The organism is Variovorax sp. J2P1-31 (genome assembly GCF_030317215.1).
Taxonomy (GTDB): domain Bacteria; phylum Pseudomonadota; class Gammaproteobacteria; order Burkholderiales; family Burkholderiaceae_C; genus Variovorax.
This window is the reverse complement of sequence record NZ_JASZYA010000001.1, coordinates 1,371,421-1,384,285: the sequence shown is the minus strand read 5'-3', so window position 1 is coordinate 1,384,285 and position 12,865 is coordinate 1,371,421. Positions and strand designations below refer to the sequence as shown.

The 12,865-nt window shown below is 70.8% G+C and carries 12 protein-coding genes; 6 read left to right on the top strand and 6 right to left on the bottom strand.

The genetic code is table 11. From position 1 onward, the window contains the following. Positions 1–17: 17 nt before the first annotated feature. Genes QTI20_RS06380 through QTI20_RS06360 form a run of 5 tightly spaced genes read left to right on the top strand, consistent with a single transcriptional unit; the run spans position 18 to position 4,028 of the window. On the top strand, positions 18–842 hold the full coding sequence (locus QTI20_RS06380) for a polysaccharide deacetylase family protein (protein ID WP_286549178.1): 825 nt from the start codon (positions 18–20) through the stop codon (positions 840–842). Further along, positions 839–1,600 (top strand): SDR family NAD(P)-dependent oxidoreductase, encoded by a 762-nt coding sequence (locus QTI20_RS06375; RefSeq protein ID WP_286549180.1) that lies wholly within the window; start codon positions 839–841, stop codon positions 1,598–1,600. The genes QTI20_RS06380 and QTI20_RS06375 overlap by 4 nt, the downstream gene beginning before the upstream one ends. Before the next feature lie 13 nt (positions 1,601–1,613). Next, a complete protein-coding gene (locus QTI20_RS06370; protein ID WP_286549182.1) occupies positions 1,614–2,369 on the top strand; it encodes an SDR family NAD(P)-dependent oxidoreductase in 756 nt (251 codons plus the stop codon). 25 nt (positions 2,370–2,394) lie between these two features. Next, a complete protein-coding gene (locus tag QTI20_RS06365) occupies positions 2,395–3,771 on the top strand; it encodes an amidase (RefSeq protein ID WP_286549184.1) in 1,377 nt (458 codons plus the stop codon). Between the two features lie 29 nt (positions 3,772–3,800). After that, the gene (locus QTI20_RS06360; RefSeq protein WP_286549186.1) at positions 3,801–4,028 is read left to right on the top strand and encodes a hypothetical protein; all 228 of its coding nucleotides are present in this window, start codon (positions 3,801–3,803) and stop codon (positions 4,026–4,028) included. Positions 4,029–4,055: 27 nt separating this feature from the next. Here the strand turns inward: QTI20_RS06360 and ggt are convergent, their stop codons facing one another. Beyond that, positions 4,056–5,792, bottom strand: coding sequence for a gamma-glutamyltransferase (gene ggt, locus QTI20_RS06355; RefSeq protein ID WP_286574162.1), 1,737 nt, complete (start codon positions 5,790–5,792; stop codon positions 4,056–4,058). Between the two features lie 137 nt (positions 5,793–5,929). Here ggt and QTI20_RS06350 point away from each other — a divergent pair, with 137 nt between their 5' ends. Beyond that, complete coding sequence (locus QTI20_RS06350; protein ID WP_286549192.1) at positions 5,930–6,850, top strand: LysR family transcriptional regulator; 921 nt, start codon at positions 5,930–5,932, stop codon at positions 6,848–6,850. 3 nt (positions 6,851–6,853) lie between these two features. Here the strand turns inward: QTI20_RS06350 and QTI20_RS06345 are convergent, their stop codons facing one another. From QTI20_RS06345 to QTI20_RS06325, 5 genes are read right to left on the bottom strand one after another with little or no spacing between them, the layout of a single operon-like run. After that, positions 6,854–7,726: a DMT family transporter gene (locus QTI20_RS06345; protein ID WP_286549195.1), complete on the bottom strand. Its 873-nt coding sequence runs from the start codon at positions 7,724–7,726 to the stop codon at positions 6,854–6,856. 4 nt (positions 7,727–7,730) lie between these two features. Beyond that, complete coding sequence (locus QTI20_RS06340) at positions 7,731–9,203, bottom strand: NAD-dependent succinate-semialdehyde dehydrogenase (protein ID WP_286549197.1); 1,473 nt, start codon at positions 9,201–9,203, stop codon at positions 7,731–7,733. Positions 9,204–9,216: 13 nt separating this feature from the next. Then, positions 9,217–9,942: a haloacid dehalogenase type II gene (locus tag QTI20_RS06335; protein WP_286549199.1), complete on the bottom strand. Its 726-nt coding sequence runs from the start codon at positions 9,940–9,942 to the stop codon at positions 9,217–9,219. 23 nt (positions 9,943–9,965) lie between these two features. After that, positions 9,966–11,330 (bottom strand): aminotransferase class III-fold pyridoxal phosphate-dependent enzyme, encoded by a 1,365-nt coding sequence (locus QTI20_RS06330; RefSeq protein ID WP_286549201.1) that lies wholly within the window; start codon positions 11,328–11,330, stop codon positions 9,966–9,968. Between the two features lie 54 nt (positions 11,331–11,384). Then, complete coding sequence (locus QTI20_RS06325; RefSeq protein WP_286549203.1) at positions 11,385–12,830, bottom strand: FAD-binding oxidoreductase; 1,446 nt, start codon at positions 12,828–12,830, stop codon at positions 11,385–11,387. Between the last annotated feature and the right edge of the window lie 35 nt (positions 12,831–12,865).

Here is a 12,865-nt window from a genome sequence, read left to right as displayed (position 1 = left end):
CGCCAAGGAGTTTCCCGATGCCGACCACGCGCAAAGGCTTTCCGCTCATGCTGACCTTCGACCTCGACGCGGAGACCATGTGGACCGGCCGCGACCCGGCCAATGCCCAGCGCCCGATCCTGATGTCGCAGGGCGCCTACGGCTGGAAGGTCGGCATGCCGCGCATCCTGGCGCTGCTGGCGCGCTACGGCATCAGCGCCACCTTCTTCATCCCCGGCGAAGTGGCCGACAAGCACCCGGACCTGGTGCGCGAAGTGGTCGACAAGGGCCATGAAGTGGCGCACCACAGCTACAGCCACCGCTGGATCGTCAACCTGAGCCCCGCCGAAGAGCGCGAGGAAATGGAGCGCGGCATGGAAGCGCTGACACGCCTGGCCGGCACCCGGCCGCGCGGCTGGCGCTCGCCGGCGGCGGAGTTCAGCGCCATCACGCTGGACCTGATCAAGGAGTACGGCTTCGACTACTCGTCGAACTTCTTCGACGACGACTCGCCCTACCTGCTGGAGATCGGCGGCCAGCGCACCGACATCGTCGAGCTGCCCTTCCGCTGGGTGCTGGACGACGCGCCCTTCTTCCAGTACTCGATCACCCTGCCCGGCCGCACGCTGCAGGCGCCCTCGGCGGTGCTCGAGGCCTGGACCAGCGAGTTCGACATGCTCTACGCCGAAGACCGGATGATGATGGTCGGCATGCACCCGCAGATCATCGGCCAGCCTTCGCGGCTCAAGGTGCTCGAAGGGCTGATCGAGCATGCGCTCGCGCATTCGGGCGTGTGGATCGACCGCTGCGACCGCATCTCCGACGACATGCGCCCGCGCCTGAAGGCGGCTGTCGCGGCATGACCGGCGCGGCTTCTCCGGGCCTGCGCTTCGTCGTGAGCGGTGGCGCGAGCGGCATCGGCCTGGCCGTGGCGCGGCTCGCGGTGGCGCGCGGCGCGCGCGTGGCGCTGCTCGACCGCGACGACGCCGGCCTCGCCGCCGCCTGCGCCGCGCTGGGCGGTGCCACCCTGCCGCTGCTCTGCGACGTGGCGGACGCGCAGGCCGTGCGGGCCGCGGTCGACACCGCCGCGCAATGGCTGGGCGGCATCGATGCGCTGGTGAACTCGGCCGGCATCGATTCGCTCCAGCCGCTGGAGCAGACCGGCGACAACGAATGGGCGCGCATGCTGGCCGTCAACCTCACCGGGCCGATGCTGCTGTGCCGCGCGGCCATGCCGCACCTGCGCGCGGCCGGCGGCGGCAGCATCGTCAACATCTCTTCGGGCGCGGGCCTGCGCCCGTTGCCCAACCGCACCGCCTACTGCGCCACCAAGGCGGCGGTCATCATGTTCGGCAAGGCGCTGTCCATCGAGGCCGCGGCCGACGGCATCCGCGTCAACGCGGTCTGCCCCGGCGCCATCGACACGCCCCTGTTCCGCACCAGCTACGAGAACAGCGACGACCCCGAGCGCACGCTCGACGAGATCCGCCAGCGCTACGCCCTGGGTCGCGTCGCCGCGCCCGAGGAAGTGGCCGAGGCCGTGCTCTACCTGAGCGGCCCGGGCGCGAGCTACATCACCGGCACCGCGCTCGCCGTCGACGGCGGGCGCACCTTCCACTGAGGGACCCGAAGCCATGACCTTCGACCGACGCACCGCCGTCGTCACCGGCGGCGGCCAGGGCATCGGTGCCGCGACGGTGCGCGACTTCCTGGCCCAGGGCGCGCGCGTCGCCGTGCTCGACCTCGACTGCGCACCGCTGCAAGCGCAGCTCGCCGCGCTGCCGCCCGACACCGCCACGCGCTGCCTCTGCGTGGCGGGCGACTGCACCGACGCCGGTGTGGTCTCGGCCTTCTTCGACCGCGCCGAAGCCGCGCTGGGCCCGGTCGACATCCTGTTCAACAACGTGGGCCAGAGCGCGCGCGAACGCGGCGGCCTGTTCGCCGAATCCGACGAGGCCGTGTGGCGCTTCGTCCTCGAGGTGTCGCTGCTCACCACGATGCGCGCTTCGCGCCGCGTCGCGCCCGGCATGAAGGCACGCGGCTTCGGCCGCATCGTCAACATGAGCACCGACGCCGCCTTCGCCGGCGACGTGGGCCTGGCCGACTACGCCGCCGCCAAGATGGGCGTGGTCGGCTTCACGCGCTCGCTGGCGCGCGAGCTGGCGCCGCACGGCGTCACGGTGAATGCGGTGTGCCCCGGCGCGATCCGCACACGCGCGCACGACAAGCTGCGGCCCGAGGTGCTCGCGAAGATCGTCGCCGACACGCCCGCCGGCTTCGTCGGCGCTCCCGAGGACGTCGCGGCCACGGTGCGCTTTTTGGCGAGCGACGAAGCCCGCTTCATCACCGGCCAGACGCTGCTGATCGACGGCGGCCGCTGGATGCTCTGAGCCACACCGACCGAAGGAAAAGACCATGGACCTGATGGACCACAGCGCGACAGAACTCGCCGCACTGATCCGCGACAAGAAGGCCTCGCCCGTGGAAGCGGTGCAGGCGGCGCTCGCGCGCATCGAGGCGCGCCGCGAACTCAACGCCTTCATCACCGTGACCGGCGAACAGGCCCTCGAGGCCGCGCGCCGCGCCGAAGCCGCGGTGATGGCCGGCGAGGCGCTGGGCCCCTTGCACGGCGTGCCCTACTCGGTGAAGGACCTGACCTTGACGGCCGGCGTGCGCACCACCATGGGCTCGGCCATCTACGAAGACTTCGTGCCCAAGGACGACGCGGTGGCGGTGGCGCGCGCCAAGGCCGCCGGCGCCATCCTCATCGGCAAGACCACCACGCCCGAGTTCGGCCACAAGCAGATGGCGACCGCGCCCCTCTTCGGCCGCACGCTGAACCCGATCGACGCGCGCTACACGCCCGGCGCGTCGAGCAGCGGCGCGGCGGTGGCGGTGGCGGCGGGCCTGGGTTCGCTGGCGCTGGGCACCGACGGCGGCGGCTCGATCCGCATTCCGGCCTCCTGCTGCGGCATCGTCGGGCTCAAGGCCACGCTGGGCGTGGTGCCCAACCTGCAGGCGCCCGACCTCTACTCCGCCAACTCCTTCACCGGCCCGATGGCACGCGACGTCGCCGACACCCAGTTGCTGTTCGACACCATCCAGGGCTTCGATGCGCGCGACCCCTACGGGCTGGGCGGGCCGATGCCCCGGCGCGCCAGGCCCGCCTCGCTGCGCGGCCTGTGCGTGGCCTGGCTGCCCACCGCCGGCAACCCTGTCGACCCCGAAGTCGAGGCCGTGACCACCGCTGCCGTGAAGGCGATGGAACGCGAAGGCGCCAACGTCGAAACCGTGCAGCTCGACTTCGTTTCCCTGGAGCGCCACTTCCTCGTGGTGCTGCAATCGATGCTCGCCGCGCGCGTGGGCGCCAACCTCGAACGCTTCGGCGACCGGCTCGACGCCACGCTGGTCGACGCGGTGTTGAAGGGCCGCCGCCACAGCGCCGTCGACCTGCACGAGGCCACCTTCGCCAAGACCCGCTGCTTCACGGAGCTGCAGGCGCTGTTCGGGCGCTTCGACGTGCTGGTGTCGCCCACCGTCTCCGCGCCACCGCTGCCCGTCGACATGGACGTGAGCGGCGAGGTCGAGATCGGCGGCAAGCCCGCCGGCACCATCCGTGGCGCCTGGTATCCCTACACCTATCCGATGAACCTCACGGGCCATCCCGCGCTGTCGATGCCCTGCGGCCACAGCGCGAACGGCCTGCCCATCGGACTGCAGCTCGCGGGCCGCTGGTACGACGACGACTACCTGCTGGCCATCGCGGGGCTGGTCGAGCGGGCGCTGGGCTGAGTTTTTTGCCGGGCCCGAGGCGCCGGCGCATGCCGTTCGCGCGAGCGAAGAGCTATTCTCGAAGACCGTCCCCCGCCGGCCCGGGGTCGTCGGAACCCCGGATCTACCTGCCGGTGCTGGCCGCGACGCAGGGCTACCCGGGCCTGAGCGGCGACATCTCCTTCGACGAGAAGGGCGACTTGAAGCAGGCCCTGCTGACGCTCTACACCTTCAGGGCCGGCAGGCGGGCGCAGATCGCCGTCGTGCGCGCGCGCTGAGCGTCGCGACCGACGCGCGAGGAACGCTCAGTTCACCACCATCGCCAGGCCCCGCCCGCGCGGGTCCGAGACCGACACCAGGTCGCGCCCCGTGATGTGGATGGCCTGGATGTCCGTGTCGAAGGAGTTGGTCGTGACCGTGTAGCCGCGCGCCTGCAGCTGCAGCGCCAGGTCGGCCGGGATGGGCGAGAACGGTTCGCCTTCCATGATGTTGCCCTGGGGCAGCTGGTGGTGGAAGCGCCGGTTCGACACCGCCGCGGCCAGGGGCATCTGGTGGTCGTAGGTGTTGGCCAGCACCTGGTAGACCGCGTTGAAGATGCGCGAGCCGCCCGGCGTGCCGATGACCATCGTGGGCAGGCCGTCCTTCACCAGGATGGTGGGCGACATGGACGACAGGGGCCGCTTGCCCGGCGCCACGGCGTTGGCGTCGGAGCCGATCACACCGAAGATGTTGGGCTGCCCCGGGATGGTGGCGAAGTCGTCCATCTCGCTGTTGAGCGCGAAGCCCGCGCCGCGCACGATCACGCCGCAGCCGTAGGCCAGGTTCAGCGTGTAGGTGTTGGACACCGCATTGCCCCACTTGTCGACCACCGAGTAGTGGGTGGTGTGCATCTTCGCCAGCCCCGGCTTCACCGAGGCCGTGGGCGTGATGTCGCGCGGATTGACCTCGGCCGCCCTGGCCTTGATGTAGGCCGGGTCCAGCAGGCGCGCGACCGGCACGTCGACGAAGCCCGGGTCACCCAGGTACTCCGCGCGATCGGCGAACACCCGCTTGAGCATCTCGGCGTTGAGGTGCATGTACTGCACGGTGTTGGGCTTCTCGCCGGTGAACAGCGTGTCGCGCAGCGCGGCCTTCATGCCCAGCAGCTGGCCCAGCGCGATGCCGCCGGAACTGGGCGGCGGCGCGGTGTAGACCGTCATGCCGTTCCATGCCACCGGCAGCGGGTCGCGCCACACGGCCTTGTAGTTGGCCAGGTCGGCCTTGGTGATGATGCCCTTGCCGCCGTCCTGCTTCATGGACGCGACGATCATGTCCGCCGTGCGGCCCTGGTAGAACTCGTCGGGCCCGTTGGCGCCGATGCGACGCAGGGTCTCGGCCAGCTCGGGCTGGCGGAACAGCTGGCCTTCCCGCATCGATCCGAAGTACTCGCGCAGGTTCGCCGGATAGGGCGAGGCCGAGAAGTTCTGCAGCATGTAGTCGCGCCAGAAGACCTCGGCCTTCGATGCGATGTGCCCCTTGTCGGCCAGCTCCACGGCCGGCGCGACGACGTCCTTCCAGGGCAGCAGGCCGAAGCGCTGGTGCGCCTCCCACATGCCGCGCACGGTGCCGGGCACGCCGGCCGCCTGCGCGCCCCAGAGGCTGCTCAGCGGGTCCTGCTGGCCCTTGGCGTCCTTGAAGCGCGTGTACATGTCGCTGGTGGCGGCCGAGGGCGCCATCTCGCGGTAATCGATGAAGTAGGGCTTGCCGTTGAAGAAGACGTTCATGAAGCCGCCGCCGCCGATGTTGCCCGCCTCCGGATAGGTCACGGCCAGCACGAAGGCCATGGCCACGGCGGCGTCCACCGCGTTGCCGCCCGCGAGCAGGATCTGCCTGGCGGCTTCGGCGCTGTACCTGTCGCTCGACGCGACCGCGCCGCCGTTGAGCTTGGCGCCGAGGCCGCCGTTGCCGTTGCCGTCACTGCCGCCGCCGCAGGCGGCCAGCGCCACGGCCGCGGCCGCCGACGCGATCAGACTGCGCCTGGAAATCAAGATATCACTGTGCACGCCATCTCCTCTTGTGTGGTCTCGTATGATTGGTTGGACTCGAAGTTGAACCCTTGCACCGGGTGCGGCACGGACTCTATGGACCCCCATTTCCTGCGTCCAATGAATCCTTTTCCTGACCGCCATTCCAATCCCTCATGGAATCGAGAAAACTCGAACACCTCGTCGAATTGGCTGCGACCGGCTCCTTCAGCCGCGCGGCCGAGAACCTGCATCTCACCCAACCGGCACTGAGCAAGAGCATCCAGTCGCTCGAAGACGAACTGGGCGTCGTGCTCATCGACCGCCAGGGCAAGCCGCTCGCGCTCACCGCGAAGGGCGAACTGGTGGTCCAGCGGGCGCGCCGGCTGCTCAAGGACATGGACGCGCTGCAGCGCATCGCCACCGACGACGTCGGCCCCGAAGGGCTGCTGCGCATCGGCTTCGGCGCCGGGCCGGGCGCGGCCGTGGCGCGCCAGTTCGTCCAGCACGTGGTCGAGCACTTTCCGCAGCTGCGCCTGCTGGTGCGCCATGGCACGGGCGAGTCGCTCGTCACCGCGTTGAACGAACGGCAGCTGGACCTGGCCGTGGTGGATGCGCGCTCCTTCCCCAGCAGCCAGAGCCTGCAGGTCGAAGCGCTGGGCCATCTCCACGGCGGCGTGGTGTGCCGCACGGGGCATCCGCTGCAGCGGCTGGCGCAGGTCGGCCTGCGCGACATCCTGGCCTATCCCATCCTGAACACGGGCATCTCCGACGAGGCGGTGCGGTGGACGCAGGAGCGCTACGGGGTCGATGTGGACCTGAGGGAACACACGACCGTGGAGTCGGAGCAGCTCGATCTGCTGCTCGACGTCTGCGCCCGCAGCGACGCGCTGTTCCTGGGCGTGATGGAGGCGGCGCAGCAGCGCATCGCCGAGGGCGAACTGGCTTCGCTGACCGTCCATCCGCCCTCCGGCTTCCGGGTGCCGGTCGCGCTGGTGCATGTCGCCGGACGCGCCCCCTCGCGGCTCACGACCTGGGTGCGCGACTTCATGCGGGGCGCGCTCGGCCAGGCCGGGGCGCCGGACGACGCGGCCTGACGCTCAGCCGACGACCGCGGCGTCGACGCCCTCTGCTTTCGCCGCGCCATCGCTCCGCCGGCTGACGACGAACACCGCCACGCTCGAGGCCGTGACCAGCAGCATGGCGCCGACCAGCGACAGCGACAGCGGCCCGCCGCCCCACAGCGCGAGCATCAGCGTCGACAGGATCGGTGTGGCGTTCGAGAGCACGCCGACGACCCGGGTGTCGCCGCGGCGCAGCGCCAGGCTCCAGAGGTAGAAGGCGCCGCCGGTCGGGCCGATGCCCAGCGCGAGCATCAGCCCCCACTGCGACGCGCTCAGCGAGACGCCGGGCTCGAGCACCGCATGCCCCGCCAGCGCCAGCAGGCCGGACACCATGCAGGCCGGGCCGACGTCCACCGCGGAGGTGGCCCGGCTGCGGGCTTCCGCGATGGAGTAGCTCGCCCAGATGAAGGCCGCGGCCAGCGCGTAGCCGTAGCCCGTGTGCCAGCGCAGCGAAGCATCGACGCCGTCGCGGGTGGCGAGCACCACGCCGGCGAAGGCCGCCACGCCCGCGGCGATGTGGGTCCAGCCCACGCGCCGCCCCTGGCCCGCGAGCGGCGACATCAGCAGGATCAGCATCGGCCACGCGTAGTGCACGAGGTTGGCGTTGACCGCCGGCGCCGAGCGCAGGGCGACGATGTAGACCACGTGGTAGCCGAACTGGCCGTAGACGCCGACCGCCAGCGCGCGCCAGTCCAGCGACCAGTGCCGCATCCAGGGCAGCGACAGCGCGCCGCCGATGAACAGGCTCATGCCCGTCAGGTACAGGGGCGGCACCGCGGCCAGCGCCACGGTGAGCGTGGCCAGCGACGACCACATCAGGATGGCGGCGCCGGCCGCGAGCAGCGGCATCGGTCTACCCGGCCGCGGCCAGGTCCAGGTCCAGGTGCAGGGTCTGGACCTCGAGGAATTCCTCGATGCCGTAGAGCGATCCCTCGCGGCCCAGGCCCGACTCCTTGACGCCGCCGAACGGCGCCACCGCGGTGGAGATCGCGCCGGTGTTCATGCCCACCATGCCGCACTCCAGCGCCTCGCTCACGCGGAACAGCCGGCTCACGTCGTTGGAGAACACATAGGCCGCCAGCCCGTAGGGCGAGTCGTTGGCCAGCCCGATCACCTCGGCTTCGGTCTCGAAGGGGAACAGCGCCGCCACTGGCCCGAAGGTCTCCTCGTGGGCCAGCACCATGCCGTGGTGCGCGCCGGTCAGCACGGTGGGCTCGAAGAACTGGGCGCCGCGCGCGGCCGACTTCCCGCCCGCCGCGAGCCGCGCGCCCTTGGCCTGGGCGTCCTCGACATGGGCCTGCACCTTGCGCAGCGCGGCGGGGTTGATCAGCGGGCCGATGGTGGTGCCCTGCGCCGTGCCCGGGCCCACCTGCAGCTTGCCGACCTCCTCCACCAGGCGTTCGGTGAAGCGGCCGTGGATGCCGGCCTGCACGTAGATCCGGTTGGCGCATACGCAGGTCTGGCCGCTGTTGCGGAACTTGCTCGCCATCACGCCGGCCACCGCGGTCTCCAGGTCCGCGTCGTCGAACACGATCACCGGCGCGTTGCCGCCCAGCTCGAGGCTCACGCGCTTGACCGTGTCCGCGCATTGGCGCAGCAGCGTCTTGCCCACGGCCGTCGAGCCGGTGAAGGTCAGCTTGCGCACCGCGGGGTTGCGCGTGAGCTCGGCGCCGATGGCGACCGGCGCACCGGTCACGATGTTCAGCACGCCCGGAGGAAAGCCGGCGCGCTCGCCCAGTTCGGCCAGCGCCAGCGCCGAGTAGGGCGTGAGCTCCGAGGGCTTGACCACCACCGTGCAGCCCGCCGCCAGCGCGGGGGCCAGCTTGCGCGTGATCATCGCGTTGGGGAAGTTCCACGGCGTGATCGCGGCGCAGACGCCGACCGGCATCTTGCGCACGAAGATGCGGCGGTTCGCCTGGGGCGCGGGAATGGTCTCGCCGTAGGCGCGCACGCCCTCCCCCGCGAACCACTGCACGAAGGAGGCGCCGTACAGGATCTCGCCCTTCGCCTCGGCCAGGGGCTTGCCCTGCTCCAGCGTCATCAGCAGCGCCAGGTCGTCCGCATGCGCGAGCATGAGCGCGTGCCACTGGAGCAGCAGCACGGCGCGCTGCTGCGCGCTCAGCGCGCGCCAGGCCGGCAGCGCGGCCTGTGCCGCGTCGATGGCGTCGCGCGTGTCGCCGTCGTCGCACGCGGGCACCGTGCCCAGGGCCTGACGGTCGGCCGGGTTGACCACCTGCAACGTCTCCCCGGAGCGCGCAGGCCGCCACTGGCCGTCGATGTGCACCTGCTGGCGCCACAGCGCCATGTCCTTGAGTTGAAGCGCCATCTCGCGTCGGTCCTCAGGCGCCGGTCTCGGCCTGGTGCGCACGGGCCAGCGCGATCATGCTGTCGAAGGTGAAGTCCAGCTTCGGCGTGCCGGGCGGTGGCATCGTCGCACCCCAGCCCTTGTTCGCGTGCCGGCGGTCGATCCATGCCGAGGCCAGGCCGAAGTCGTTGGCCGGCGCATGGTCGTGGAAGAGGCTCTGGGCGGTGTGGAGGATGTCCTTGCGCTGGAGGCCGAAGTCGCTCTCCAGCCGCTTGAGCATGTACTCGAAGTTGCGCGGGCTCGGCTTGTAGGAGCCGATGTCCTGCGCGGTGTAGATCGCGTCGAACACCACCTGAAGGCGCGCGTTGCTGGCGCGGAAGGACAGCCGGTCGACGTTCGAGAGGATCACCAGCTTGTAGTGCTGCTTGAGGTAGGCCAGCGCCTCGACCGAATCGGCGAACTCGGGCCAGTCCGGCACCGAGGCGCCGAAGATGTTGGCCTCCTCGTCGCCGACCGCCACGCCCCACTCCTTGGCCAGGCGCTTGTACACCAGCGCCAGCAGCTGCGGGTAGAGCATCGCCGGCGTCTCTTCCTCCTGCGCGGATTCGTGCTGCGCGTAGTTCTCGAGGACCTGGTCGCGCGACTTGCCGTCGCCCGCCTTGGCGCGCAGCGGCGCCAGCGCGTTGTAGATGCCGGATTCCCAGTCGATCAGGGTGCCGTAGCAATCGAAGGTCAGCGCTTTGAAGTCGGAGAGTTTCATGGTGTGTCTCGTCAGGGTTGGTTTCAGGAAAAAACGTGGGTGATGGAAGCGCGCAGCCGGTCGACCAGGACGTCGACGTCGGCTTCGGTGTAGTTCAGCGACGGCGCGAAGCCCAGGATGTCGTCGCCGAAGGCGCGGAACACCAGGCCGTTGCGGAACGCGTGGTCGAGCACCCGCTGGCCCGCCTTGAGGGCCGGGTCCGGCTTGGCCTTGGTGGCCTTGTCGGCCACCAGTTCGACCGCGCCCAGCAGGCCACGTACCCGCACTTCGCCCACGCAGGGCAAGGCCTCGAGTTCCTTCAGGCGGGCCTCGAAGTAGCGGCCCACGCGCTGGCCGTTGGCGAGCAGTCCGCCGTCGGTGTAGAGGTCGAGCACGGCGTTGGCCACCGCGGCGCTGACCGGATGGCCGGCGTAGGTCTGGCCATGGCCGAAGGCGGTGCCGTCGCGGCCGCCCTCCGCGATGGCCTGGTAGAGCTGCTCGGAGATCAGCGTGGCGCTCATCGGCGCATAGCCCGCGGTCAGGCCCTTGGCCAGCGTCAGGATGTCGGGCGTCACGCCTTCGGAGGCGCAGGCGAACATCGGCCCGGTCCGGCCGAAGCCGGTGATCACCTCGTCGACGATCAGCAGGATGCCGAGCTCGTCGCAGGTGCGGCGCATCGCGGCCAGGAAGCCGGGCGGCGGGATGACGACGCCGCCCGAACCCTGGATCGGCTCGCAGATGAAGGCCGCGACCTTGTCGGCGCCCAGCGCCGCGACCTTGTCGCGCAGCGCCTGCACCGTGCTGGCCAGCACCGCCTCCGGCGCCGGGCCGTCGGCATGGCGGTAGGGATAGGGCGAAGGAATGTGGTGCTGCTGCGGCTCGGGCACGTCGAAGAAACGATGGAACAGCGGCAGCGCGGTCAGGCCGCTGCCGACGGCCGAACTGCCGTGGTAGCCGCGCTGCAGGCCGATGAAGTGCTTCTTCTCGGGCTGGCCGATGGCGTTGAAGTAGTAGCGCACCGTGCGGATCGCGGTGTCGACCGCATCGGAGCCGCCCTGGCCGAAGAGCACGCGGCTCAAGCCGGCCGGCGCCAGCGCCGTGAGGCGCCCGGCGAGGCGGATCGCGGGTTCGCTCGCGAAGTGGAAATAGCCGGTGGCATAAGGAAGCTTGCGCATCTGCTCGGTGGCCGCCTGCACGATCGATTCCTGGCCGTAGCCCACGTTCACGCACCACAGCCCGGAGAAGGCATCCTGCACGCGGTGGCCGTCGGCATCGATCAGGTGGATGCGATCGGCCGCCTGCCAGATGGTGGCGCCGCGCTGCTCGTGCTGCCGCAGCGCGGCGACCGGATGCACCCAGTGGCGGCGATCGATCTCGGTGAGCTCGGCGAAAGGGTCTGACGGTGTCATGGGTGTCCTTGTGGATGAGGGTGGATCAGGAAAACAGGGCGCCGGCGATCTCGGTCATGGGTGTTCTTCCTTCGTGACGTCGAGCAGGGGCAGGAACTTGCCGGGATTCAGCAGGTTCCGGGGATCGAGGGCGCGCTTGAGGTGCCAGGCCAGCGCCAGCTCCACCGGCGACTTCACGGCCAGCAGCTCGTCGCGCTTGGCCACGCCGACGCCGTGCTCGGCCGAGATCGAGCCGTCCATGTCCATGGCCAGCGCGTCGACGGCGCGGGTGATGGCCTGCCCCGCGCGGCCCAGGTAGTCGGCCGCCGTCTCGTCGGCCGGGCGCAGCGGATTGAAGTGGACGTTGCCGTCGCCGACATGCCCGTAGACCACCATGCGCGTGCGCGGCTCGCGCGCCAGCACCGCGGCCGAGGCCTGCGCGATGAAGGCGGGAATCTTCGACAGCGGCACCGAGATGTCGCAGCGCACGCTGCCGCCCGCGCGCGTCTGGGCATCGGAGATCTCCTCGCGGATGCGCCAGAAGTCCTGCGCATGGGCCTGGCTCGCGGCGACCGCGGCATCGCGCACGCGGCCGTCCTCCAGGCCGGCCTGCACCGCGTCGAAGAGCGCGGCGTCGAGCTCCTCCTGCGACCGGCCCGAGGCGAGCTCCACCAGCACGTACCAGGCCGATGCCATGGGCAGGGGCGCACGCGCATCGCGCAGGTGCGCCAGCACCAGCACCAGCGCGGCCTGCGAGATCAGCTCGAAGGCGGACACGTCCTGGCCGACGCGCGCGCGCAGGTCCGAGAAGAAGCCGAGCGCGGCCTCCGGCGTGTCGAAGGCGAGGAAGGCGGTGCAGGTCGCGCGCGGCCGCGGCATCAGCTTGAGCACCGCCGCCGTGACGATGCCCAGCGTGCCCTCGGCGCCGATGAAGAGCTGCTTGAGGTCGTAGCCGGTGTTGTCCTTGCGCAGGGCGCGCAGCCCGTTCCAGACCTGCCCGTCGGGCAGCACGACCTCGAGGCCGAGCACCAGGTCGCGCATGTTGCCGTAGCGCAGGACCGCCGTGCCCCCGGCGTTGGTGGAGATGTTGCCGCCGATCTGGCAGCTGCCCTCGGAACCGATGCGCAGCGGGAACAGCTTGCCGGCCTCGTCGGCCGCCATGCGCGCCTGGTGCAGGGTCACGCCCGCCTCGACCACCAGGGTGTCGTTCAGCGCATCGACCGAGCGGATGCGCTGCAGCCGCGACAGGCTGAGCACGATGCTGCGGCCGCTGGTATCGGGCACCGCGCCGCCGAGCAGCGAGGTGTTGCCGCCCTGGGGCACCACCGGCACCGCGTGCGCATGGCAGTAGGCCAGCACCCGGGCCACCTCGGCCGTGTCGGCCGGCCGCAGCACGGCCAGCGCCTTGCCGTGGAACACGGCGCGATAGTCGGTGGCGAAGGCGCGCGTCTCGTCGTCCGCGACCAGGCAGTTCGCGGCGCCGACGATGGCAGACAGGGGGGCAATGTGGGGCGATGGCATGGAGCGAATTTAGAAGCGGTGGCCGCTTTGGCACA

Bases quoted from the DNA above. Each gene is read 5' to 3' on its own strand.
- QTI20_RS06380 (WP_286549178.1), top strand. From the start codon at position 18: ATGCCGACCACGCGCAAAGGCTTTCCGCTCATGCTGACCTTCGACCTC.
- QTI20_RS06375 (WP_286549180.1), top strand. From the start codon at position 839: ATGACCGGCGCGGCTTCTCCGGGCCTGCGCTTCGTCGTGAGCGGTGGC.
- QTI20_RS06370 (WP_286549182.1), top strand. From the start codon at position 1,614: ATGACCTTCGACCGACGCACCGCCGTCGTCACCGGCGGCGGCCAGGGC.
- QTI20_RS06365 (WP_286549184.1), top strand. From the start codon at position 2,395: ATGGACCTGATGGACCACAGCGCGACAGAACTCGCCGCACTGATCCGC.
- QTI20_RS06360 (WP_286549186.1), top strand. From the start codon at position 3,801: ATGCCGTTCGCGCGAGCGAAGAGCTATTCTCGAAGACCGTCCCCCGCC.
- QTI20_RS06350 (WP_286549192.1), top strand. From the start codon at position 5,930: ATGGAATCGAGAAAACTCGAACACCTCGTCGAATTGGCTGCGACCGGC.
- QTI20_RS06345 (WP_286549195.1), bottom strand. From the start codon at position 7,726: ATGCCGCTGCTCGCGGCCGGCGCCGCCATCCTGATGTGGTCGTCGCTG.
- QTI20_RS06340 (WP_286549197.1), bottom strand. From the start codon at position 9,203: ATGGCGCTTCAACTCAAGGACATGGCGCTGTGGCGCCAGCAGGTGCAC.
- QTI20_RS06335 (WP_286549199.1), bottom strand. From the start codon at position 9,942: ATGAAACTCTCCGACTTCAAAGCGCTGACCTTCGATTGCTACGGCACC.
- QTI20_RS06330 (WP_286549201.1), bottom strand. From the start codon at position 11,330: ATGACACCGTCAGACCCTTTCGCCGAGCTCACCGAGATCGATCGCCGC.
- QTI20_RS06325 (WP_286549203.1), bottom strand. From the start codon at position 12,830: ATGCCATCGCCCCACATTGCCCCCCTGTCTGCCATCGTCGGCGCCGCG.